Raw genomic sequence first — 25205 nt, 5'->3', positions numbered from 1 at the left:
AATTTATTTCTGTTATTAACTTAACATTAGTTTTTTTCCTAAAGCATGCTGTGGACTGGACTTGAACCAGCATGAGCTTACGCTCACTAGCCCCTCAAGCTAGCGTGTATACCACTTCCACCACCACAGCGCATACATATTATATTTTCTATTTAAAAAGTTTGTCAACTTTTTGGTTCTTTTTTCTCTTTATAATATAATTTATTAAAATTAATGTTGTGATTATAATAAGTGTTATTAGTAATATAAATCTGATTTTGGGAATTATCATTTTAAATGATTCGCCTATTTTAAAGCTTAGTGTAAAGTAAGTTGTAATCGATATCATGGCTGCAAAAAAGTCAATTGTAAAAAAGTTACTAGTGTTCATTTTTCCCATTCCTGCTGATATAAATATTGCATTTCTAAAGCCAAAAGGGATAAATCTGCCAAATAATAAAGTTAAGCTTCCATAGCGTTTATAGTATTGATTTATTTTATCGATCAGTTTATTTGTTTTTGTTTTTTGTTTAAATAGTTTGTTAACTAAGAGTCTGCCTATATAAAATGAAATTATATCGCCAATATAAGCGCCCCAGAAAATTCCTAGGAATATTAAAATTGTATACTCATTTTTTCGGCTAGAAAGTATGCCTCCCATTATCACTATTGCATCTTCAGAAATTGGAATATTAAATCCTGCAAGAATAAGTAGTCCGAAAAATACAATTGGTGCATAATTTATATTGACATCTATAAATTCTAGTATGCTATGCATAAGAGCCTCGCATTATTTTTTTCTTGTCTTATAAGTTAAATATGCACTTATTAAAATTAGGTATAGGCAGTAGAAAATTATTAGTGTTTTGCCTATCTTTAGATAAGTTTCTGGTAACCTTACAAATGTTATAAGTATTACTGATAGACAAGTCATTAATGTTACAGGAAGTGTTATATATCTAAGTTCTTTCGTTTTTGAAGGGTAAATAAATTTAATTGGTGCAAAGCTGAATACGATACATAATAATATTATGCTAAGATTGGTGATTTGATTCATTTTAAAGATTATGTTAAGGATTATTAAAAAATTCCATAAAGATGGAAAACCTCTAAAGTAATCATCACTAGTTTTTGCATCTAATCTTGAAAATTGGTATGCTGATGATAATAAAATTCCGATACAAGTTATTGATTTGTATTCATCTCTTATGAAGTTGCCGTAATAAAAGAATAATGTGGGAATAAATGTGTAGTTTATATAGTCTACAATGTTGTCAAGAAGTTCTCCATTTATTGTTGGTATTATTTCTTTTATTTTTAATTTTCTCGCCAGTGTGCCATCAATACCATCAATTACAAGCCCAAAAATTGTGAGTTTTAATAAGAGACTATAATCTGTGTTTATTATTGAAATTATTGAGTAAAGACTGATTATTAGTCCAGAGGCTGTTAAAATATGTACTAACCAAGCTAAAATAAGGTTTATTTTCAAAGCTTACTCCTTTATTAAAATAGTTGTTTTACGTCATCAAGACGCTCTTTGAATATGTTAATTGTATTTTGTATTGTTGATTTTAAGCTTAAATTAACACCAGTAACTTTTAAAGATTCTAAAGGGTATTTTGAACCTCCTGTTTTTAAAAATTCCATGTAATTTTTAGTAGCATCTTTTTTGTTATCTTTTATGTTTTTATATATCAAAAGCGCAGCCGTAATACCTGTTGCATATTGATATACGTAGAATGACGAATAGAAATGAGGCACTCTAAAACATTCTAATGAACTATTTTCGTCAAACTTAAGACTTGGACCAAAATATTTTTTTAATAACTTTAAATAAGTTGTCTTTATTGTTTCCTTTATTACTGGTTCATCTTTATTTATCATTTCATGAATTATATATTCAAATTCGGCAAACATTGTTTGTCTGAAAAATGTTGCAAGTAAGTCATCGATTTGGTTTATCTTAATATATTTTATTTTTTCAATATCATTTTCATTTTTTAGTAGATAGTCTGCAAGTATTTGTTCATTCACTGTAGATGCTATTTCTGCTTCAAAGATAGAATATTTATATTGCGGAAATGGATTATTTTTAATGCTGAAATAGGAATGCATGGAGTGTCCTGCTTCATGAGCTAGGGTAAACATATCTCTTATTGATTCATCTTTATAGTTCATTAATATGTAAGGCTTGCCATTGTATGAGCCTGCACTAAAGGCCCCTGCTCTTTTTCCTTTATTTTCATATTTGTCAACCCAACGTTCTTCTAAGAGTCCTTTTTTAAGTACTTCAGTATACTCGCTTCCTAGTATTTCTAGTGATTTTAAAATTTTATTACAAGCTTCTTTAAAAGAGTGTTTGAATTTAATGTCTTTTGTTAGAGGAACGTAGATATCATAATGATTAAGATATTCTTGATTAAGTGTATTTTTCCTAAATTCATAATATTCATGAAGTACGGATAAATTTTCGTTAACCGTTTCGATTAAGTTTGTGTAAACTTTCTTATCAATATTATTTTGAAAAAGCTTCATGGAGATAGTATCTTTAAATTTTCTTGTTTTTGCCAGGAATTTGTTTTTATTGATATCAGAAATTAAGAGGTTGGCTAATGTATTTTCGTGTTTTTTATATTCTTTATAAAATTTTAAGAAAGCTTCTCTTCTTATTTCTTGATTTTCATTTTGAAGAAACAGACTGTAAGTGGAGTTACTTAATGGTTTTCCTTCAATTTCTCCGAATTCCATGTCAGCATTTGTTAAGGCAGAGAATATATCATTATAAGATGAATAAAGAGATGTATAGTTGGCTAATATTTTCTCTTCGTCTTCACTTAAAATGTGTTCTTTTTCTCTAAGTATTTTTTCAATAGCTATTTTTTTATCTTTAAGTTCTTTATCTTTGATCCATTCTTTTATTTTTTGTGTATCTGTTTTGAAAATTTTTGGAATAAAAAATGAAGTGGCATTTGATGCATCTGTTTCTAAGTTAACATTAATTGTGCGAAGTTCATTTGCAGTTTTATTGCTTACGTCTGTTTCTAGTTGAATGCTTGTGTAATATATTGTTTTCTCTAGCTCTTCTTCAATTTCATAGTAATCATTTAATGCCTGCTTAAATGTATTTAAATTGAATTCTAGTTTTTCATATTTTTTGAAGTCTTGGAGTTTTGATTTTATTTTTTTGACTGTTGCCTTGTATTCTTCATCATTTTTGAATAGAGAAGATAAGTCCCATTTGTCATCTTCATTGATTTTGCTTCTCTCTGTCACTAAACTTTCTCCTTTTCTTTAAATTTAATATGATGTTAATTATTAATTTATGGATAATGATCATTTTAAATCTTTGCGTGCAATTTTACAATTGAATTAAAAATTTAGTTTGTATTGGTTTTTAAAATTTAGTTGTCTGATATCAATTTAAAGATTGCATTAGGAATTTTTTAAATTTAGCAAATGCGATTCCTCTATGAGATATTTTATTTTTTTCTTCAAGACTTAATTCACTGAGTCTTTTATTATTTGTAGTTAAAAAGATTGGATCATATCCAAATCCATTTTTTTTGTAACAATCAATGTCTAGAGCAATTGTTCCATTGAATATGCCTTCAAAATTAGTTATTACTCCATCTACGGAGATATGAGTGACTATACATATGAAATATGCTGTTCTATTTTCTTTGTGTTTCATTAAGTCTATAATAAGCTGATTTTTTTCATTAGCTTCTAATTTTTTCCCTAATTTATATTGGTCATACCTTTTAGAGTAAATTCCAGGTTCCATATTTAAAGCTTCTATACATAATCCAGAGTCTTCACTAAAAACAGGTTGTTTTTTATCTAAAGATTTAAATAAAGCTTTTGCTTTTAGTGAGGAATTTTCTTTAAAAGTTTTACCTGTCTCTTTGACATCAAAATTTTTGTGAATTTCTATTTTTATGTTTGGTATATCTAAAATTTGTTTTACTTCATTTATTTTGTTTACATTAGTAGTTGCAAATAACAATGTTTTCATTGTATATAATAATAAATCATTTATTTTTATTTGTGTGTTTATATTGCATTTATAGAGATGGTTTATGACTTAATGGATATGATAGTAGTTATATGGGAGGTAAATTTTAGTGGTGTTGTTATTTGATGTTAGACCATTAAATCAAGATTTATGGCTTTCAAATAGGCTTAAATATTAAAAACCTCTGTTTATTAGTGAGTGTGTGGTGAGAGGATTGTGATGAGAAGAAGAGGCTTTAAAATTTTATCGTTTTTAAAAGAATTAGATAAAGTCTTTTTTATAATTTTTGGTTTCTTTTTTAAGCTTTTAAATAATATTTATTCTTTTTTTAGGCAAAACATTAGCTTTATGATTATTCCTCATGTTAAGGGGGATGTTAAAACTATAAAGATTTCTTTTTTAACTCTATTTTTATTTTTTTTGTTTTTTATTTTGATTTTTATAGGGTTTGTTTTGCTTTCCGTTAATTATGTTACTCTTAAATCTATTGTTAAGTCTACTGAGAAAAGCTATGCACTTGCAGAGTCTGAGATTGAGGATTTTAGAAATACAGTTGTAGAGATTAATTCTGTTGCTAGTAATTTTTCTAAAGTTTTAGATGAACTTAGTGCTTCCTTAAAAATAAAGGGTAATAATGCTGGTCTTAATCGGAGTAAATTAGATGGGGATCTTGCAGATTTTATTGATTTGCAAATGTTGGAAGCCAATGTACTTAAAGAATTAAATGATCTTAGAAATGTTAAGAATACAATAGAGGGTTCAATTTCTCCTCTTAAGAATATAGTTCAATTACTTCACTCTCAAAATAAATTATTAAATGATATTCCTTCTCTTTGGCCAATTGTTAAAGGTGATGGTATTGTTTCTTTGCATTTTGGGCCGGCTATTGAGCCTTTCACCGGACAATGGTATATTCATAAAGGTATAGATCTTGCAGGCGTGAGGATTGGGACAGCCATTGTGGCAGCTGCTGATGGTGAAGTGGTTAGAGCTAGTTATCAGGTGACAGGTTATGGTAATTTTGTTCAAATTAAGCATAAGTATGGACTTTCAACCCTTTATGCTCATATGTCTCGTTTGAACATTTCTAAGGGTTCTTATGCTAAGAAGGGTCAAGTTATTGGCTTTCTTGGTCAGACAGGATATTCGACAGGTCCACATCTGCACTATGAGGTTCGCATAGGATCTCAAGTTGTAAATCCTGATATGTATTTAAATTTAGCAACGGGGGCTTCGAAGTAAATGTTGAATCTATTGGGTATTAAGAAGGATAATAATATTTCATCGTCTTTTCTTTTTGATGAGGTAAAGACAATTATTGGAAAAGGTGATTTTTTTAAAGGAGAATTAAATTCAAATAATTTTATTAGAATTGATGGTGATTTTTTAGGGACTATTAATTCTACCAAAAGGGTTATAATTGGAGAGACAGGACGAATTAAGTCAAATATTAATGCAAATGAGGTTGTGGTTTCTGGTATAATTCTTGGCAATGTGTATGCTAGTAATAAGATTAAAGTTTTTCAATCGGGATGTATTATTGGTAGTATTTCATGTCGGTCAATCGAGGTTGAGGAAGGTGCAATTATTGATGGGTATATGAATATTGGTATTGAAAGTCTTAGCTTTTCTGAAAAGGATGTCTTAATTTATACAGGTTCTTATAAGGTTAATGAAGATATTTTGATTGAGGTGAATAAAGGAATGAAGCGTGAAGAAGCATCTAAAAATGTTGGTATGGATGATGGTGATAAGTATTTATTTAATGATATGAGCAAGAGAGATGAAGATTAATAACTTAGTTGCAGGAGCTTTAAATCTAGATTTAAATGATTATAAAACTACTAAGAAAAAGGTTGGTACTACTAATAAATCAAGTATTTTTTCTTCTATATTGAGATCTGAACTTATAAAAGAAGACAAGCATTTTATTGTTCTTGAAAATGGTGAGTTTAATCTTGAATTAATTAAGTATATGTTAGACAAAATTAATAATGTTGGTGAAAAGCTCTTAAGTGAACCTTCTCGTCAAAATGTGGTTTTTTATAGAAAAGCTATAGGGGAATTTTTATCTGTTGTTTTATCATTCTCTGTTTCTCTTAAGGAACAAAGGGGAGGTAATAGTGGAGAGCACAAGAGACCCAAATATCGAATTGTTAGGATTATTAATGAAAAGCTTGACAAACTTGCTTATTCTGTTTTGCAAAATCAAGTTTCTCAGATTAAGCTTTTAAGTAGTCTTGAGGAAATTCAAGGATTACTTGTCAATTTGCTTAGATAAGAGTGGAGTTAATATTTATAATGTATAGCGTTATTTTGATTTATAAAAGTAATTATTTATGTTTTCTATTATGAATTTAATTTCACTTTCTAACTTATTAGATTTTTCTCTAGTTTTATCTATTGAAATATCAGAATATAACAAATAAGATTCTGTTGTTATTTATCTTATTACATAAGGTACTAACTTAATCCCAAGTAGTAAGGATATTTGAGGTGCTGTATATGAATGTAACAAATGCAGCCTCAATTTATATTAATAAGGATGCATTTGTTACAATTAAAATTTTATCTTACATAAGATAAAATCAAAATCTTGCTTATTAAGTACTTTTATGCTTTTTGTCATTTTTCTCTATAAAATTAGATGTTCTGTTTTGAATTATAGTTTTATTGTTTTAATAAACTGTACTACTGTGTCAGTGAAATCTGTAAATATGCCATCTATTTTGGCTTTGTTAAATAATAGGTCTAATAGCTCATTTGCATCTTTTACATATGAAGGCAATTCGTCAATTCTAAATGTGTAAGGATGAACTTCCATATTATATTTATGTGCTAATCTTGTAAGATCTGTTATTTTTCCATCAATTATGATTTGGGGTATCCAAGGTCCAATTCCATCAGCATATTTTGAAACTTCCTCCATACCTTTTTCTGATTTAATGTATTCATAGTCTGTTGGTGCTTCATCCCAGTCATTTTCGCCAATAAGCATTATGAGTTTTCCTTGATATCCAAGTTCTTCTCTTATTCTCTTTAATTCATCAAAGTCGAATGTTTGAAGATAAAACTTGTCTTCTTTTGACTTGTATCCATATTTATTTAAAATTTCTATTACGATTTTAGATATATCTTTACCTTGTTGTTTATGCCATAGTGGTTTTTTAATTTCAGGGTAAATTCCAACGTTTTTTCCTGTACTTTTATTAAGTCCTTGTATCAATTGTATTTCTTCTTCTAAAGTTGGAATTTTAAAATTGTACTCATTTAAGGGGAAACGGTTAGGATATATTGGTTTTCTAGTTTCAGGGTCAAATCTTTCGCTAACATTTAGTAATTTAAGTTCGTCTAGCGTGAAATCAACAGCATAATATCTTCCATTCTCTCTAGCTCTTTCGGGAAATAATTTTGCAACATTTGTTGTTGTATCAATTTCTGGGTCATGCATAATAATAGGAATATCATCTTTTGTCAAAACTACATCTTGTTCTAGGTAATCAGCTCCTAGAGCGTAAGCGTATGCTTTAGATTCTAAAATATGTTCTGGCAGGTATCCGCTGGCACCTCTGTGAGCTATGACTAATGGTGGTTTTTTGTTCATACTTATTTTTTCATTTTCGCAGGAAGTGATAAGACAAATGTTCATTACGCACATTAGTAATTTAAATCTTATTAATTTCATTTAATTTAACCTCTTATATTGTGATAACTACATTATAGTACATTTTGTTAGGCTTATGAATATTATTGTCAATATATACAGCTATTAATAGATACAAGTAAACATCTCAACTAAAATATTGCAACACAAATTCTGCAATGGTACTAGCAGTAATATATTATCCTGTATATCTAAATGGTTTTGTAAATTTTGTAGCAGTGCCTAATTTTTTTGGTGTGAGGTCAAGATGAAGTTTAATAAGCATAACAGGCCTGTAGATTAAAGGGTCCTATTTTTTCTGAGAGAATAGTTGTAAGTTTTGAGTTATTTTTTGGTGATTACTAATATGTAAGTGTTGTAGTAAGAATATCAGTCACAAATATTATTTCAGTCATTTGTAGTTTCAATTCCTATAATTTCATTAGGAAAAGTTTTTGATTTTGTTAAAGCTTTTGTCGTATTTTTAAATATTTTGTTACTTGATCTTTTTTTAATAATTTATGTTTTTATGTGTTTAGATGATGTTATTTTTAATTATCATTAATTATTAGTTAGTAATTTTGGAGGCAAGTTTGGTGATTGTAGTTGAAGGTTTAATTGGAGTAGGAAAAACTACTCTTGGGAATATTTTATCTAATGAGCTTGATATTCCTTTTTACAGTGAATTAAATAATGAATTTACATTATCTATGTTAGATAAATTTTATAAGGATAAGTTCAGGTGGGCTTTTTCAGTTCAGATTAATTTTTTAAATGAAAGATTTAAGCTTCTCAAGGGTATATTTAAGACTACAAGAAGGGGTATACTTGATAGGTCTCTTTATGGTGATCGTGTCTTTGCTTCTCTTTTAAATGATAGTGGATATATTTCCAATTATGAATATAAGATATATCTTGATTTGCTTGATAATATGCTGGAACATTCTCAAAGGCCCGTATTGATGATTTATCTTGATTGTAGTGTTGATGAAGCTGAGCGTCGCATTAAGAATAGAAATAGGACTTTTGAGACAGGTATTCCTAGAGAGTATCTTGAGGGTCTTCATAAGAAATATTTAAGCTGGTATGATAGTTATAATTTATCGCCTAAATTGAGGTTCGATTACAATAGCATCAATATTTTTGATGATAAACATAAAAGTAGGCTTATTTCTTTCATTAAAGATAAACTTGTAATATAATTGCTTATGAATCGTTTATAATTTAAGTTTTGTTTTTTGAATATATCTAGATTTTAGTGGGGGTTAGCATGGAAAAATTGGTATTATTGTTTTTTTCTTTTGCTTTTACAAGTTTATTTGCAGGAAATAGTTCTTTACTTGATGATAAACAAAAAGAGTTTGCTATTTTTTATTATGAAGTTGGACAGCGATACATTGATGTTGGTAAAGTTAAGAAGGGTAAACTTTTTCAAGAAAAGGCTTTGAAGATTTATCCAAAATTGAAAGAAGAAGTTGATCTTAAAGCTGCTGTAGAGGGAATTGATTCTAGGATGAAATTGGAGAGTGAGTCTAGTTTTTTTTCATTTGATGATGTTAAGCTCGATGATATTCCGGGGATAACTCATGATAAGATTGAAATTAGTGAAATAACAAATGCTCCTAAGATAGAGTATATTGCAGATAGGGAGAGGGAGAAACATAAAGAACAGACAGTTAAATTTCATTTCGGCAAATTTGTGAGAGCTCTTCTTTTGCAGAATCTAAATTTACTTAGTTCTGTTATAGCTGATGAAGTTGAAATTTTGGGAAAGGTTGAGCCTAAAGCTGGTTTGATTTCAGATTTAGGGCTTGCTTTAAATGACGTTGGTAAAGACAATTTGAGTTATCTTGCAGTTGATGATTTTTATGACCTCAAATCTTTAAAAATTATGAAAAATACAGATTCCTCTTATAATGTTATAGTTAAAGCTAAGAAAAGTGATGTTACTAAGAATATCCCATTTTGGAAAGATGTTCAGACTTTATGTTTTGTAAATAAGAATGATAAATGGGTACTTTTTTCAATAAAATAAGATCTTAGCGTCATAATTACGATTGCTATTGCCAGGGCATATATAAATAAGTCTCCAATGTATTCATAGATTGTTGTGAATCTTGGAGGCAATTTTATTCTTGAGATTAGATATCCTTCTTTAAATGGTTCCAGGTTTTTAACAATTTCTCCATATTCATTTATTATGGCGGTTATTCCTGAGTTTGTAGCTCTAACAGTTTTAATTCCATTTTCTATGCTTCTGAATTTCGCTACTACAAAGTGTTGCCATTCTGATGAATTTGTGTGTGACCACGAGTCATTTGAAAAATTTAATAATAGATTTGCGTTTTGTTTTTTATAGTTTCTTGCAAGATCTGGGAAGGCATCATCATAGCATATTAATAGACCCAAGTTGAATTTTTTTAGTTTAAAGATTTCAAGCCTATTACCATTAATTTGTCCTACAAGGTTAAAGTTTTGAAGGAAAAATTTTCTTACAAATTGATATTCATAAAATGGTATTTTTTCTGAAAAAGGAACTAAGAATATTTTAGAATATATATTTTCTATCTTAAGATTGGGTTTAATTGCATAAACTGAGTTTTGATGTGTTAATAATTTTTGATCCTTATTGGAAGGTGAACCGATGACAAAGTGGGATTTGTTGTTTATTATCAATTTGTTTATTGAATCATATAGTTCGAGCAGTTCTTTATCATAAAAAATGTAATCTGTGTAAGAATCGAATGGCAGGGTTAATACCCCTTCGCTCCAAAGTACAAGTTCTGTATCTGGATGTTTTTCTAAGGCTTGTTTTGTGAGTTTTATAGATTTTTTAATGCCTTCTTTATGATTTCCAAGCAACCAAGGATCAATATTAAGTTGGATTGCTGCAATGTTTAGAGTGTCTATTTCTTGACTTAAAATTGGATTTAATTCTATTTTTTTAATGATTCCATAGGCAAAAGATGTACTTACTAATAAGATTGAGAGTAACACACTTAATGTATTTGTTTTACTTTGTTTTATGATAAAATTTGCAATTCCTGCGTTAAGAAAGTAAACAACAAAACATATGAAAAAGACACCAAAAATGTCAGCTACTTGTATTAAATCATTGAAATTATTTACCATGAATGCTGAAAATCCCCAAGGATATGCTGCAAATCCGATTGATTTTGAGTAGTCATAAAATGTGAAAAGTATGGCCAAAGTTAATGTTTGATTCTTAAAAGTTTTCAATGAATAATATAGCAAATAACCTAAAACTAAGGTGTAAGGGATATATCCAGATACTGCTCCTAAGAATGTAATTGGTCCAAATGAATGAAAGAATGCAAGCCAAAAATTTTGTAGACTATTGGCTATTAAGAAGTAAAATATTGTTAAATGAATGAGAGTTGTTTTATTCTTGATTTGTATTAGTGCCATGAAAAGTGGTATGTATGCGACTAAACCAATGCTTGAATATCCCATGTTTTTCAATTCATTTGGAATTGCCAAAGTTGTTAGTACTCCGGAAAATGCAGCTAGGTAGAAGTATCTTGTTTTCATTTCATCTCTTTTTTACTACTCTTTGTCTGTAAAAACGTATTGCATATTAAGTATTACAGATATTAATATGTACCATTGCGTAGTATAATAAATATAATATGTTTTGTATGATAATATCAAATTTATATAGTGTTTGTTTAAGTATAAAGAGAGTGATATTTAATATAATTTTTAATGTGTGTATTTTATTTTTTTGTAGTGTATTTGTTTTACATTCTCAGGCTATAGTTACCAACAATGATGCCCAAGAAGAGTTTAAATGGGCACTGAATTCTTATAATAATGGGCGTTATGATGATGCTTTATTATCTTTGAAGAGGGTTTTAAGTTTTGATCCCAGCAATCTTAATTATCATTTTTGGATAGGTAATGTTTATTATAGATTGGGATATATTGAAGAAGCTTTGACAGAGTGGCGAAATTTGCAATCCCAAGGGTATAAGGCAGCTTATTTTAGGCAGTTAATATCTATAATTGAACAGAGAAGAGGCATATCATTGAATAATGAGCTTGATGTTGAAAGGTTCATTCAAGTTGCTTCGCTTAGTAATTCTATTTATAGACGGCCAAATGGATGCCAGATTACATCTTTGAAAGCTGATCAATATGGTGGATATTATGCTGTTAATTTTGTAGGAAATGAAATATTACATTTTGATGCTAATAACAATGTTAATGTTTTGATTAAGGATGGGATTACTTCTTTGAAGTCACCTTATGACGTAATTGAGCTTGGTGATCTCTTGTATGTTACACTTTATTCAAATGATGAAATTGGCATATATGATAAAACTTTTGGTATTAAAAGAGGTTCAATTGGGAAAAAAGGTACTGAGGCTGGTGAATTGCTTGCTCCTCAGTATATGACAGTTGATGGGAGAGATTATATTTATGTTAGTGAATGGGGAAATAAGAGAATAAGTAAATTTGATACTAAGGGTAATTTTATTTTACATTTTGGTATTAAAACAGTTGGGTATATGGGGCTTCTAGGTCCAACAGGTATTACATATTTAAATGGAAATATTTATGTTGCTGATGCTCCTAAAAATTCCATTGAGGTTTTTGATACTAGTGGTAATCATTTGTATTCTATTGCAACTTCCCTTGAGGGGATAGAAGGTCTTAGTAGTGATTTTGCGAGCAATAATATTATTATATCTTCAAAGTATGGTGTTTATAAGTACAGTGTTTTAAGAAAAACATTTGTTAGACTTTTAAAAGCAGAGAAGATTGATTCCAAAATTTTGTCTTCAATTGTTGATGTTAATAATCAAATGATTGTTTCAGACTTTGACAATGCTAAGATTTCGATTTATAAAAGTGATGTTAGTGTTTATGATAGTTTAAATGTTGATGTGCGTCGAGTGATTAGAGTTGGAGGTTCTAAAATTTATGTTGAGCTTAATGTTAGTAATAGAAATGGCTTGCCAGTAATAGGTTTAAAGAGCGAGAATTTTGCGATTGCTAATGAAGAATATTACATTGTTAAGCCTAAAGTTGCTTATGATATTAATACTTCTAATAATATGAATATTGCAATTGTTTTTGATAAATCTTTTGTTATGAAAGATTATGAGTCAGAACAGATTATGGGTGTGAATACCCTTATAAAGTCTAGAAAGAATAAGAAATTTAGTTTTATAAATGCAACAAGTGTGCCTTTGGTAGATAATATTGAGAGTTTGGTAAGTACTATTCATAAGACAAATTCTCTTGGAAATTATGATTCGAGTTATGTAAAGACCGATGTTAGTCTTAAACTTGCAGGTTCTGAGCTTATGTCAAAGAGTGCAAGAAGGGCTGTGCTTTATTTTAGTAATGGGGCTTTAAGTCGATCTGCTTTTGATAGATATTCTATGGGTACTATTTTAAGTTACTATAAGAATAATGATATTAGATTTTATTTAATATTATTTGGAAATAATCCTGTTGATTCTAAATTTCAATATTTAGTGAATGAAACCGGTGGTGCAATTATTCCTTTTTCATCTTATGAAGGAGTGTCTAAAGTTTATGATTTGATGATGGAACAAAAAACAGGAACTTATTTGCTTGAATATGATTATCCAGGTCCCCAAGAACCTAATGGATATTACAATCTGTCTGTCGAAGTGAATTTTAATCAACAGGTAGGTAGAGGCGAATTTGCATATTTAGTTAATTAGATTTTAATTTATGGAGTTTGATTTATGTCACTTAATGTAGGAATAGTTGGATTGCCTAATGTTGGCAAATCTACTTTGTTTTCGTCTTTGACAGCATCAAAAGCAGATATTGCTAATTATCCTTTTTGTACTATTAATCCAAATATAGGTATAGTGGAAATTCCTGATGAGCGGCTTCCAAAAATTGCTAGTTTGGTTTTATCAAAGAAAATAGTTCCTGCTGTAATGGAATTTGTTGATATTGCGGGTCTTGTTAAGGGTGCCTCCAACGGGGAAGGACTTGGTAATAAATTTCTTGCAAATATTCGTGAAGTTTCTATTATTGTACATGTTGTTAGATGTTTTGAAGATAGAGAAATTATTCATGTTGATGGAGATGTGAATCCACAAAGAGATATAAGCACAGTTAATACAGAATTATGTCTTGCAGATCTTGATACTGTACAGAAGAGCATCTTAAAAAATGAAAAAAATGTAAAGAGTTTTGATAAAAAGGTTAGTGATAATGCAAAGATGATTGTTACTATGCTTAAGAGTCTTGAGAAACATTTGATGGATGTTAGACCGGCAATTGAATTTAAGTTTGATGAATTTGGATATAATTTTATTAAATCTTTAAATCTTTTGACTATTAAGAAGGTTATATATCTTTGTAATGTTGATGAAAATTCTCTTTGTGGTAATAAATATACAGATATTGTGAGGGATATAGCTTTAAGTGAAGGTAATGATTGCTTAATTTTGTGTGCTAAGATTGAGGCAGAACTTGCTGGGATTAAGGATTTGTGTGAGCGTGAGGAAATGCTTGAGTTTATGGGAATAAAGGATAGTGGTCTTAACAATTTAATACGAAAAACCTATTATGCTTTGGGCTTGAGAACCTATTTTACGGCGGGCGAGCAAGAAGTTAGGGCTTGGACTTTTATGAATGGAATGAAAGCTCCAGAAGCTGCAGGTATAATTCACAGTGATTTTCGTAGAGGTTTTATTAAAGCAGAAGTATATTCATTTGACGATTTAGTTGAGTTTCAGGGTGTTCAAGGTGTAAAGGAGAAAGGGCGTCTTAGGCTTGAAGGTAAAGATTACTTGGTAAGAGATGGGGATATAATTTTCTTTAAGTTTAATGTTTAATGTAATATTAATATGAATAAGTTGTTTTTTGATAAAATCAGATTGATTTTTATTTTTCTTCTTAATGCGAGTCTTTCTGTATTTTACATGTTGTTATATAGCAATATTTTTGGTACTTTTATCCTTGTTTTAATTTTGATTAGTTTTTTTGTAATAATTTCTTGTCTAAGATATTTTTATAAGATTGATTATAAGGGAAATAAAATTTTTTATAAAAAATTTTATTTCAGGATTAATTTTGATTTTAATGATATTGTATGGATTGAAAAAAGATTATTAGATAATACTTTAGTTTTAGGCTTAAATAATGGATTGAAAATAAAAGTGAGTTTTTTAAGAAAAGAATATTTAAGCAAGCTTTTAAGGGAGCTTAGGAATATTAAGAGTGATTTATTTATTGCAAAGGCTCAAGAGTTTCCAATGAGGTATTATATCTCGGGTATTTATTTATTGGTATTTTTATTTCAACTCTTAACTAGCATTCTTGTATATTATATTGCATTCAGTAGTATAATAATATTTTTTCTTATTTTACTTATTGGTATTAAGGTTTTGATAGATGATATTTTAGTTATTAAAGATTTGGTTATTTTTTATGAGTTTAGACAGAATTCTGTTTATGAGAGAAAAATCTTTTCTGGGAAAGAATACTTTTATAAATTTTTTGATAATGTGTCTATTCATGGTTATGGGCTTTGTAAAAATAGTTATTTGTCTTTTATTTATAATCATAAAGGTGCTTTTCAAAAGTTATATATCAGAAATGAGAGAATGTCTTATTCGATACATAAAGTATTTGCTTATATTGAGAAATATTGTAATGGTTGTGCTTAATATATGATTGACTATATTATGATTAGTTGATATATTTATTTATTATCATGTTTGCTGCATTAAGGAGTTTAGTTTGGGCAATAATCCATCATCATTAAAGAGAGCTCGTCAGAATTTGAAACGGAATTTGAGAAATGTGAGTGTTAAGAGTGAGTTAAAGACGATAGAGAAACGTTGTAGGAGTCTTATAAAGGAAGGCAAAAAAGAAGAAGCTTTGAAATTTTTTAATTTTGTTGCAAAAAAATTAGATACTGCTGCTAGGAAAAGAATAATTCATAGGAATAAAGCTGCGCGTAAAAAGTCAAATTTGAGTATTTTGTTATTACGGTAAGGAATTAATTTATGTCTTTTTCAAGAAGACCCAAAATTACTAAATCAGATATTGTAGACCAAATATCTTTAAATATTAAAAATGGTAACGAAAGATTAGAAAAAAAGTATATAAGACTTGTAGTTGATGCTTTTTTTGAAGAGCTTAAAAATAGTCTTTGTCTTAATAAGGTTATAGAGTTTAGATCTTTTGGAACATTTGAGCTTAGGAAAAGAAAGGGTCGTCAAAATGCTCGCAATCCTCAAACAGGTGAATATGTTAACGTTGATGATCATTATGTTGCTTATTTTCGTCCAGGGAAAGATTTAAAAGAACGAGTATGGAGCATTAAGGGATAGTTAATGCCTGTTAATTTTGAAGGTTCTTACAAATGGGATTGTAGGCTAGATTCAAGCTTGATTTTTAGGGGGAAGTTAAAATTTGAAGGCGCTTTATATCTTGATTCTTCTTTTGAAGGTGAGATATTTTCAAAAAGAGGAATACTTTTTATAGGCAAAAACAGTAAAGTTGTTACAGATGTAGTAATGTGCGATACGTTAATAATTGAAGGAATTTTGAAGGGCAATGTTAATGCTAGTAATAAGGTTTATTTAAATAGTGGTTGTAAGATATATGGTGATGTTAAGGCAAAAAAAATATTTATTAATGATAATATAGTCTTTGATGGTAAGTGTGAGATGATTAAGTCTAATGAGAGTATAGATTTATTTTCTTTTACAGTTTCACAACTAAAAGATACTTTACAATGAATTAGTGTTATGTTTATTTAATGTTTAATTATTATTTTTGATAGTTTTTGATAAAATACCCTTCTTAAAAATTATCTCATAGAGGAGATTATGGATAAAAAATTTGAGGAATTTGATTTAGAGGATGAAATGAAGCGTTTAAATTCTTCTAAGGAATTAAAAATTGATGATCATTCTAAGAAAAAGGTGGTTAAGGTTGTCACTAAGAAAGAATCTGTTTCTGGTGGACTTAAGAACTCTGATATTGATAAATTAAAAGAATCTCATGGGGGCTCATCGGATTTTGATTATGATATGTCTGATCCGGATTTAGAATGCAGTATTAAGACCCTTGAACAAAGTAATATTATTAGTTTTTTAGATGGCAAAGATTTTATAGTTATTGACAGTCTTTATGATAAGCCAATTACTGAAATTAGGAAAGTTGTTGAAGGACTTGGTACTAATCATACTATTGCAGTAACAATGAAAAAGACAGAATTAATATTTCTGCTTGTCAAGATATTAACTGAACATAATATTGATGTTTTATTTACTGGTGTTCTCGATGTGTTGAGTGATGGGTATGGTTTTTTACGTACAGCATCTAATTCTTATCTCTCAGGAGGTAATGATGTTTATGTTTCACCTTCTCAGATTAGGCTTTTTAATTTAAGGACGGGTGATATTTTATATGGGCAGATCAGGTCTCCAAGAGATGGAGAGCGATTTTTTGCAATGATTAAGATTAAGAGCATTAATGCTCAAGATCCTACGTTTGCACAAAATAGGATACCTTTTGATAATTTAACCCCTTTATATCCTAATTCAAAGTTGAATCTTGAATATGAGAATTGTAATATCTCCACTAGGCTTATTAATCTTTTTGCTCCTATTGGAAAAGGACAAAGAGCATTAATAGTATCACCTCCAAAAGCTGGAAAGACTACTTTGCTTCAAAAAATAGCTAATGCAATTACTACAAATTATCCAGGCATTGTCTTAATGATTTTACTCATTGATGAGAGACCCGAAGAGGTGACTGACATGATTCGTGGTGTTAAGGGAGAGGTAATTGCATCTAATTTTGATGAGCAAGCTAGTAGGCACGTGCAAGTTGCAGAGATGGTTATTGAGAAGGCAAAAAGGCTTGTTGAAAACAAAAAGGATGTTGTTATTCTTTTAGATTCTATTACGAGACTTGCAAGAGCTTATAATCAGACTATGCCAACTTCTGGTAAGATACTCTCAGGAGGAGTTGATTCTAATGCTTTGCATAAGCCAAAAAGGTTTTTTGGTTCTGCTAGAAATATTGAGGAAGGTGGTAGTCTTACTATTATAGCTACAGCTTTAGTTGATACTGGTAGTAAGATGGATGAAGTTATATTTGAAGAATTCAAGAGTACTGGTAATATGGAGTTGATTCTTGATAGAAGTTTAGCTGATAGAAGGCTCTTTCCTGCTATCAATATTAAGAAATCTGGGACAAGAAAAGAAGAGCTGCTTTTAAATGAAGAGGAACGCTCTAAAATTTTGCTTATTAGGAAAATTTTAGGTGGTGTTGATGATTACGAGGGAGTTGAGGCTTTGGTTGAAAAAATGAAAAAGAGTAAAAACAATGAAATTTTCTTAAAGACTATGAGTAATGGGGATTAGTAAAATTGACTTTGTTTGAAATTTAGAATAAACTTTGATTAAGTTAACTTAAGTTGAGAGGGACTTTATGAAAAAAAATATACATCCTGTTAGTAATTTGGTAGTGTTTAAAGATGGTGCTAATGGCACAATGTTTTTAACTAGATCTACTTTAACTTCGAAGGAAACAGTTAAATATAATGATAATAAAGAATATCCATTAATTACTGTTGAAATTACAAGTAAATCACATCCTTTTTATACAGGTCAACAAAAGTTTGTGGATGCAGCAGGTAGAATTGATAAATTTAACAAAAAGTATAAAAAGCTTAAATAGTTTTTTATACTTTTTGTTAAATTTAATAGATTTTTTTTAATCTGTATTCTTTTCCAATGAGTGATTCTAATTTTTCTTTCTCATTTTCATAGCTTGTATTGTTTACAAGAGATGTAATGCTGTTCTTGTGTTTTAATTGGTATAATAATTGTCCAGAGATATTTTTAATGTCTCTGCCTGTTATTTGAAAGTAAGCATTTCTTATGTTTTGTCTTAGTTGGTCACTAATGTTTAGCATTTTTCTCTTATAGCTTTCTAATATTTCTGTGGCTTTAGTTTTTACATTTGTACTCATACCAATTACTCCTACTAAATATGTGAGAAGCTCTTCGTTTTTGATTTCATGATTAGCTAGTTCTTCCAAGGATGCTTCAAAAGCTTGATATGTTTTTACAAAGTTCGGATCTCTATATGATGTAAAAGAAAATATTCCGTTTGTAATGGATGCAAATGCTCCGTATGCTCCACCAACAACTCTTATTTTTTCCCATAAAGTTCCACTTCTTAATATATGTGTTAAGAAATTTATTTTTGGATAATTTTCATCTGTTATTTTGTAGCTTACAAAGCACATTGAGTTGAAAGATATTTCCGATGGGATAATAATTATTTCTTTTAAAGTATTACTTGGTGGTTGTATTATAATCGAGGTATTTATATAAGTCTTTTCACTTAAGCTTTCTCTTAATATAAATAATTTGCTTTCTAATCTTTTTATGACATCATTAGTATTACCTATGAGCAATGATGAAAGATTATTTTTAAAAATTATTTTGTTTTTTAGATTTTCTAAATTATATGCAAGTTCTTTTAAAGATTCTATGTCTGTTTTGACTTTTTGCCAGTATTCTCTGCCTGTAATTCCAAATTGAAGTTCTCGTAGATATTTGCTTTGACTTAATTTTGATTCTGCTCTTGTTGTTGCGAATATGTGTCCTTTGGGGATTAATCTTGATTTAAAATCATTTTTTAGACTTAAGACTATCTCTTTTAATCTATCGTAATCATGAAAGTTTATATTGATTAAAATTTCTTTAATTAATATAAATGATTCTTGAATTTTATTGTTAAATGATTTGAAATTTATATTGAACAAATTTATCATATTTCCTTGAATATCTTCCTCGTAACTCTCATATATGTTGAATTCTCCTAAGGTATTTTGTATTTTATTATTTAATTCTACGTAGGAATAATTTTGAGTAGATAATTCTTGAATGGCCCTCTTTAGCAAAGAGAGATGCATAAAATCTTCTTTTTGTAGAAAATCTAATTTAAAGAATAAATACACATTGAAGATATTATTATTTTTTTTTAATTCAAATGTATGTGCTTTAAGTTCAGGAGTTTCATTAAGAATCAAACTTTTTTCAACTTCTTTTGGTAAGTCTTCTATTTTTATCATGGGAAGTTTGACAATGTCGGACTTTAGGTCTGCCTTTTTTTGATAGTCTTTAAATTTATTGTAATCTTTTGTAAACTCTGCAAGTTTTTCTGGATTTTTCTTGATATCAATTTCTCTATCCATTAATTTTTTTTCGATTTTGTCTTCCATTTCTTTAAGGATTGTATCTGATGGATTGAAATGGATTAAGGTGTAATGATTATTGTTTAGTAGGTATTTTTCTATTAGGTTTTCAAAGTAAGGTTCTCCTCTTTCTAGTTTGTTTTTAATCTCATCTAGATGATGATTGATTTGTAATGTTTCAGTTGGATGCATACCATGTATCCAACCTTTAAAACTTTTTATCATCAAGGAAATAAACCAACCTTGTCCTTTTTCTTCTTTTAATGCAAATTCATAACCAAAGAGAATACCTTGTATTAATTCTTTTGGGATTTTTATCTTAACAAGATTCTTGAGTTCATTAAAAACCATATTTTTAAATTCTTCTTCTTTGCCTGGAAGTACGTTTTGTAAGCCGAATGAGAATACACACTCTTTTATGTCTGTGTTGATTCCACTAACATCGGCTATTACATCACCGATTTCACTTTTTAGCATGTTTATGGTGAATTGACAGGAGCTGTCTAGGAGAATTTCTGATAGAATTTCAAGTCCAATATTTTCTTTTGTATTTTTAATATCAGTGCATAGCCAATTTATTGCATATACTCCGAGTGTATTTTCAGTTTCTTTTGGAATGTTGTGACTTAATGTTTTGCCTTTCTCCCATCTTGTGGTTTTATCTATGGTATAGTTGATATTTAATTTTTCTTTTGTGTAAGGTCTAATTATATATTTTTCAATAAAGTTGAGGTTTTTATTAGTGTCGATATTGCCAAATAAAAATATTTTGCAATTTTCTAGTGTGTAGTGTTTTTTATAAAATTCAATAAGTTCTTCATATGTAAGGTCAATAATATTGATAGGATTGCCACCAGAGTCGTATTGGTATGTACCTTCACAAAAGAGGGAGTTGATAGCAATTTCGTTAATTAAGGAATTTTTATTAGAATAATTACCTTTCATTTCATTTATAACAATGCCAGATAGTTTAAAGTTAGTTGGATTTATATTGTAACCTTCTTGCATGAAAGCCTCTTTTTTAAGTAATGGATTGAAAACAGCATCGGCATATATTTTGAATAAGTTAAAGTAATCTTTTTGGATTGTGGATGCTGCTGGATAGAGAGTTTTATCTGGAAATGTCATTGCATTTAAGAAAGTGTTTAGACTGCCTTTCATCAAATAAAGGAACGGGTCTTTAATTTTATATTTATTTGAACCGCAGAAAATTGTGTGCTCTAAAATATGGGCGACTCCAGTGTTATTTGTGGGAATAGTTTTGAATGCTATTCCAAAGGCATTCTCTTTAAATGAGTTGCTTTTTAATTCAAATATTTCTAATCCGCTTTCATGCTTAAAATAACATCCTTCAGCATCATACTCTTCTAGGTAGGTTTTTGAAATTAAGCTAAAAATTTTTTTTCTTTTCATTTATGATTTGTTTTATCCTTATTTTATGTATTTTATTGTTTCCTCTTCGCTAAATTCGAATATGTTTTCGGTATTCTTTGTATCGTCTAAACTAAACACGTAAAGTGGGAATTTTATTATGATTTTTTTATTTTCAAAATAAATTACTGCTTGCTGTAAATCAAAGAGTAATTTATTTGACTGAGTTTTTTCGATTTTTTCTTTAATCTTTTGAGTAAAGTATGGGAATGCTTTTTCTACGTTAATGATTTCATCTATATTGTAAATGTAATTTCCATCATTGTTAATGTAGTAACTTCTATGGTTTGTGATCGATATATCATTGATTAATTGAGTGGCATTTAGTATTATTGTATAAATGTCATATCCATGGTAGATTTCATAGTCTATGTTTAGACTTGGTTTTTTAGAATCTTGAAGTGTGTTTTGAGCTGCACTTTCTAGGTTATTGACTATTTCATTTGCATAACTTTCAATTTCATCATTGAATTTTTTTATGCTATTGTTCTTCGTTTTGGCATCTATTATTTTGGGTATTCTAATTTTGTATTCAAAGAATTTATTTTCTTCTTCTGTTAGAATTGATTGAATTGTCATAGCATCTTTTCCATTATAAAGAGGCTCAATGTCATTAAAGCTTATCTTTTTTGTTTCTTTTGTACACCCTATAAAAATCATCAATAGCGATATTAAAATTAAAATTTTTTGGGATCTTAACGATTTTATCATAAAGATATTTTTCTCCGTGCATAAGTTTGTTCTGTTATCATTGTTAAATATTATATAATATTTCTTGTGTTAAATTTAATATAATTTTTTTCATTTTATTTGACTTTAATTATGTTTAGTTAATTTTGTTTTGGGAGTTCTGCAATGCTTGACTTGAAGTTTATAAGGGATAATTTAGAGCTTATTCGAAAAAATATTAAAGCTAGAGGGTTGACATTAGATATTAATCTGTTAATTTTGCTTGATAATGAACGTAGGAAACTTGTTACTAAGATAGGCGAGTTGAATTCAGCAAGAAATGAAAACGCTAATGCTATGAAAGGAAAAATGGATGATTCTCGTAGGCATTATTTAATAGAAACAGGTAAGGCTTTAAAGTCTGAAATTGCAACTTTAGAAGATAAATTGAGTCATTTAACATCTAGGCTTTTGGTTGAACACAAGCGAATTCCAAACATTTTTGCTCCTGATGTTCCTATTGGTGAGGATGGGAATGTTGTGTTAAAAGTGTCAGGAAATATTCCAAAATTTGATTTTAAACCAAAAGATCATTTAGAGATCGGGATTAGTTTAGATCTTTTTGATTTTGAGAGGGCACGTGAGGTTAGCGGCAATAAGTTTTATTATCTTAAAAATGAAGCTGTTTTTTTAGAGCTTGCATTGATTAATTTTGCTTTAAATAAGCTTAAACTCAAGGGATTTGATTTATTCATCACACCTGATGTTGCAAGGGAATTTATAGTTGATGGAATTGGATTTAATCCGCGTGGCATTGAGAGTAATATTTATAAAATTGAAGATACAGATAAATATCTTGTTGGTACAGCTGAGATTACTCTTGGTGGGTATTATTATAATACTATATTAGATCTTGAGTCTCCATTAAAGATGGCGGGACTTTCTCATTGTTTTCGTAGAGAAGCTGGGGCAGCTGGACAATTTTCTAAGGGACTTTATAGAGTGCATCAGTTTAGTAAGGTTGAAATGTTTTGTTTTTGTAAGAGTGAAGATTCTGATCGTATTCACAATGAATTTTTGGCATTAGAAGAAGAGATTTATACCGATCTTGAGATTCCATATAGAGTTTTAAATATTTGTTCTTTTGATCTTGGTGCACCAGCTTACAAGAAGTATGATATTGAAGCTTGGATGCCGGGTAGGGGAGATAAGGGTGAGTATGGGGAGGTAACCTCAACTTCAAATTGTACAGATTATCAGTCAAGGCGCCTTAAGATTAGATATAAAGATGATGGTCAGAGTAAGTTTGTACATATGATCAATGGGACAGCAATAGCCTCAACTAGGACTATCATTGCTATACTTGAGAACTTTCAGGATGAAAGAGGCGGAGTAAGGATACCTAAGAATTTGGTTAAATATACAGGTTTTGATTATATATCACCTAAGAATTAGATTTTAAAGTATCTTCTCTTAAGTGTTCAATTGCACTTAAGAGTATTTCATGGTTTTTAAGGTTTTTAGGAAAAGGTGCACTTAAGGCTTGTCTAAATTTGCAAGCATCTTTTTTAGCAAATACTATTCTCATTATGTGTTGTAGTATGATGTTAATTGAAAAGGATTTGTCATATTCTTTGATATATTCTACCATTTTTAGCAATATTTCTTCTCTTGTTGGAATTTTTTCTTTCTCTTCTAAAAATTCTCTTGAAATTTTTGCAATAAAATATGGATCTCTTGCTGCATTCCTTCCAATCATGACAGAATCTACATGAGATAGATGTGTTTCTATGTGATTGCTACTAGTAATTCCCCCATTTGTTTCAATAAATATATCTTTATAATCTTGCTTTAATCGATATACAAGGTCATGTCTAAGTCTCGGGATATTGTGGTTATCTTTAGGAGAGTATCCATTTAGTATGGCTACTCGTGCATGAACTGTAAAATTTTTTATTTCACATTCTATAATTTTTTCTACAAAGTGTTTAAGCTCTGTGTAGTTTTCTTCGTAATATTCTCTTTTATTATCTCTTATGCCTATTCTATGTTTAACTGAAACAGGTTTGTTTGTATTTTTCTTCATGTTTTGCAAGATTTTACCTACTTGAATTGGAGTGCGCATGAGACAGGCACCATAATTTGCTTCTTGTACCCGAGGTGATGGGCAACCAACGTTAAGATTGTATTCATCAAAGTTAAATTTATTTTCAAGAATTTCTATGGCTTTTGCAGCATCATTTTCACAATTTGTTGCTATTTGAATTGCAATTGGAGAATCAGTAGAGTTTTTTTTAACAATTGTGTTTAAATTTCCTTTTATGATTGATTTCGCAGAAATCATTGGGGTATATAAAGTAACTTTTTTGGATAGTAATCTTATTAGGTATCTAAAATGTTCATCGGTAATTTCTACCATTGGTGCTATTGCTATTTTTCGGTTTATTAACATGACATTATATGTTAAAATAAATTTCTTAAGTTGACAATATTGTGTTAATAAAAACTGGAGGTCAAGTTTATGTTGAGGCAGAGGCTGTTATTTTTATTGTCGTCCCTAGTTTTTTTTATGGCAGTAGTTATCATATCTGATAGCATAAGAAATATTGGGACTAAAAATGAAAATTACATTACTGTTAAAGGATTGAGTGAAAAAGAAGTTACTGCAACCTCCTCAAGTTGGAACTTGCAGTATGAGTTGGGTGGAAATACTGTAGATGAGATTAATAAATTAAATAATGCAAGTTTCTTGGCAATAAGAGATTTTTTTGTTAGTTATGGATTTTATAAAGATGATATAAATATTAGAGGTATGAATTTTCACATTGCAAACTATCGTGACATTCTTTATAAGTACAATGCGTATGTATCTTTGAGTATTTATACTAAAGATATTGACAAAATGGAGCAGGCAAGTAGAAATATTATTGAACTTTACAATAAAGGAGTACTTTTCAGTGGTAATGATGGACCGAGTTATTATTTTGATAAAATCAATGAGGTTAAACCTGAAATGCTAGCGGATTCTATTCAGAATGCTAAATGGGCAGCTTTGGAGTTTGCAAATAATTCTGGTGCTGTTTTAGGAAGAATTAAGACTGCAAATCAAGGGTACTTTGAGTTTCTTCCAATTGATAGGAGTTCAGGGGAGCATGAGCGTTATTCAAAAAAGATTTTAAGGGTCGTTACAACAGTTTCTTATTATTTAAATTAATTTTATT

General features: G+C 29.1%; 24 protein-coding genes and 1 tRNA gene. 15 read left to right on the top strand and 10 right to left on the bottom strand.

Going from position 1 to position 25205, the window contains the following annotated elements; all coding sequences use genetic code 11:
- Positions 1-46: 46 nt before the first annotated feature.
- From N187_RS01205 to rdgB, 5 genes are all read right to left on the bottom strand, one after another.
- Positions 47-130 (bottom strand) — tRNA-Leu (locus N187_RS01205).
- A gap of 18 nt (positions 131-148) precedes the next feature.
- A complete protein-coding gene (locus tag N187_RS01200) occupies positions 149-757 on the bottom strand; it encodes a DedA family protein (protein ID WP_025419456.1) in 609 nt (202 codons plus the stop codon).
- 12 nt (positions 758-769) lie between these two features.
- Complete coding sequence (pcsA, locus tag N187_RS01195) at positions 770-1471, bottom strand: phosphatidylcholine synthase (RefSeq protein WP_025419455.1); 702 nt, start codon at positions 1469-1471, stop codon at positions 770-772.
- Between the two features lie 14 nt (positions 1472-1485).
- Positions 1486-3255, bottom strand: coding sequence for an oligoendopeptidase F (pepF, locus tag N187_RS01190; RefSeq protein ID WP_025419454.1), 1770 nt, complete (start codon positions 3253-3255; stop codon positions 1486-1488).
- Between the two features lie 142 nt (positions 3256-3397).
- Positions 3398-3997, bottom strand: coding sequence for an RdgB/HAM1 family non-canonical purine NTP pyrophosphatase (gene rdgB, locus N187_RS01185; protein WP_075550303.1), 600 nt, complete (start codon positions 3995-3997; stop codon positions 3398-3400).
- Positions 3998-4216: 219 nt separating this feature from the next.
- Between rdgB and N187_RS01180 the strand changes: the two genes are divergently transcribed.
- The 3 genes from N187_RS01180 to N187_RS01170 are packed head-to-tail and all read left to right on the top strand — an operon-like array spanning position 4217 to position 6278.
- Positions 4217-5239: a M23 family metallopeptidase gene (locus N187_RS01180; protein ID WP_418214815.1), complete on the top strand. Its 1023-nt coding sequence runs from the start codon at positions 4217-4219 to the stop codon at positions 5237-5239.
- Positions 5240-5791 (top strand): bactofilin family protein, encoded by a 552-nt coding sequence (locus tag N187_RS01175; RefSeq protein ID WP_025419453.1) that lies wholly within the window; start codon positions 5240-5242, stop codon positions 5789-5791.
- The gene (locus tag N187_RS01170) at positions 5781-6278 is read left to right on the top strand and encodes a YaaR family protein (RefSeq protein ID WP_025419452.1); all 498 of its coding nucleotides are present in this window, start codon (positions 5781-5783) and stop codon (positions 6276-6278) included. The genes N187_RS01175 and N187_RS01170 overlap by 11 nt, the downstream gene beginning before the upstream one ends.
- Positions 6279-6659: 381 nt before the next feature.
- On the opposite strand, the gene glpQ is transcribed toward N187_RS01170, so the two are convergent.
- Positions 6660-7682: a glycerophosphodiester phosphodiesterase gene (gene glpQ, locus N187_RS01165; RefSeq protein WP_172641796.1), complete on the bottom strand. Its 1023-nt coding sequence runs from the start codon at positions 7680-7682 to the stop codon at positions 6660-6662.
- Between the two features lie 554 nt (positions 7683-8236).
- Here glpQ and N187_RS01160 point away from each other — a divergent pair.
- Both N187_RS01160 and N187_RS01155 read left to right on the top strand, forming a co-directional pair.
- A complete protein-coding gene (locus N187_RS01160; RefSeq protein WP_038443359.1) occupies positions 8237-8842 on the top strand; it encodes a deoxynucleoside kinase in 606 nt (201 codons plus the stop codon).
- A gap of 68 nt (positions 8843-8910) precedes the next feature.
- The gene (locus N187_RS01155; protein ID WP_025419449.1) at positions 8911-9675 is read left to right on the top strand and encodes a hypothetical protein; all 765 of its coding nucleotides are present in this window, start codon (positions 8911-8913) and stop codon (positions 9673-9675) included.
- On the opposite strand, the gene lnt is transcribed toward N187_RS01155, so the two are convergent.
- On the bottom strand, positions 9618-11192 hold the full coding sequence (gene lnt / locus N187_RS01150) for an apolipoprotein N-acyltransferase (RefSeq protein ID WP_025419448.1): 1575 nt from the start codon (positions 11190-11192) through the stop codon (positions 9618-9620). The genes N187_RS01155 and lnt overlap by 58 nt on opposite strands.
- Before the next feature lie 98 nt (positions 11193-11290).
- Between lnt and N187_RS01145 the strand changes: the two genes are divergently transcribed.
- The 8 genes from N187_RS01145 (at position 11291) to N187_RS01110 (ending at position 18356) form a co-directional block, all read left to right on the top strand.
- Positions 11291-13360, top strand: coding sequence for a tetratricopeptide repeat protein (locus N187_RS01145; protein ID WP_038443357.1), 2070 nt, complete (start codon positions 11291-11293; stop codon positions 13358-13360).
- A 24-nt stretch (positions 13361-13384) separates the two neighbouring features.
- On the top strand, positions 13385-14491 hold the full coding sequence (ychF, locus tag N187_RS01140; protein ID WP_025419446.1) for a redox-regulated ATPase YchF: 1107 nt from the start codon (positions 13385-13387) through the stop codon (positions 14489-14491).
- 12 nt (positions 14492-14503) lie between these two features.
- A complete protein-coding gene (locus N187_RS01135) occupies positions 14504-15325 on the top strand; it encodes a hypothetical protein (protein ID WP_025419445.1) in 822 nt (273 codons plus the stop codon).
- 73 nt (positions 15326-15398) lie between these two features.
- Positions 15399-15656, top strand: coding sequence for a 30S ribosomal protein S20 (gene rpsT / locus N187_RS01130; protein ID WP_025419444.1), 258 nt, complete (start codon positions 15399-15401; stop codon positions 15654-15656).
- A gap of 11 nt (positions 15657-15667) precedes the next feature.
- On the top strand, positions 15668-15994 hold the full coding sequence (locus tag N187_RS01125) for an HU family DNA-binding protein (protein WP_025419443.1): 327 nt from the start codon (positions 15668-15670) through the stop codon (positions 15992-15994).
- A gap of 3 nt (positions 15995-15997) precedes the next feature.
- Positions 15998-16405, top strand: coding sequence for a bactofilin family protein (locus N187_RS01120; RefSeq protein ID WP_025419442.1), 408 nt, complete (start codon positions 15998-16000; stop codon positions 16403-16405).
- A 90-nt stretch (positions 16406-16495) separates the two neighbouring features.
- Entirely contained in the window at positions 16496-18040 is a 1545-nt protein-coding gene (rho, locus tag N187_RS01115) for a transcription termination factor Rho (protein WP_025419441.1), read from the top strand.
- A 67-nt stretch (positions 18041-18107) separates the two neighbouring features.
- A complete protein-coding gene (locus N187_RS01110) occupies positions 18108-18356 on the top strand; it encodes a type B 50S ribosomal protein L31 (RefSeq protein WP_025419440.1) in 249 nt (82 codons plus the stop codon).
- A 22-nt stretch (positions 18357-18378) separates the two neighbouring features.
- On the opposite strand, the gene N187_RS01105 is transcribed toward N187_RS01110, so the two are convergent.
- Both N187_RS01105 and N187_RS01100 read right to left on the bottom strand, forming a co-directional pair.
- Positions 18379-21297, bottom strand: coding sequence for an insulinase family protein (locus tag N187_RS01105; RefSeq protein WP_075550301.1), 2919 nt, complete (start codon positions 21295-21297; stop codon positions 18379-18381).
- Positions 21298-21315: 18 nt separating this feature from the next.
- Positions 21316-22026, bottom strand: a complete 711-nt coding sequence (locus tag N187_RS01100) for a hypothetical protein (RefSeq protein ID WP_025419439.1) — start codon at positions 22024-22026, stop codon at positions 21316-21318.
- 144 nt (positions 22027-22170) lie between these two features.
- On the opposite strand from N187_RS01100, the gene serS reads away from it, so the two are divergent.
- On the top strand, positions 22171-23439 hold the full coding sequence (serS, locus tag N187_RS01095; RefSeq protein ID WP_025419438.1) for a serine--tRNA ligase: 1269 nt from the start codon (positions 22171-22173) through the stop codon (positions 23437-23439).
- Here the strand turns inward: serS and dusA are convergent.
- On the bottom strand, positions 23429-24436 hold the full coding sequence (gene dusA / locus N187_RS01090) for a tRNA dihydrouridine(20/20a) synthase DusA (protein ID WP_025419437.1): 1008 nt from the start codon (positions 24434-24436) through the stop codon (positions 23429-23431). The two genes, serS and dusA, sit on opposite strands and share 11 nt — an antisense overlap.
- Positions 24437-24553: 117 nt before the next feature.
- On the opposite strand from dusA, the gene N187_RS01085 reads away from it, so the two are divergent.
- Positions 24554-25198, top strand: a complete 645-nt coding sequence (locus N187_RS01085) for an SIMPL domain-containing protein (RefSeq protein ID WP_233275043.1) — start codon at positions 24554-24556, stop codon at positions 25196-25198.
- Positions 25199-25205: the final 7 nt, after the last annotated feature.

It is taken from the genome of Borrelia anserina Es, assembly GCF_001936255.1.
Classification (GTDB): domain Bacteria; phylum Spirochaetota; class Spirochaetia; order Borreliales; family Borreliaceae; genus Borrelia; species Borrelia anserina.
This window is presented reverse-complemented; position numbering and strand designations above follow the sequence as displayed.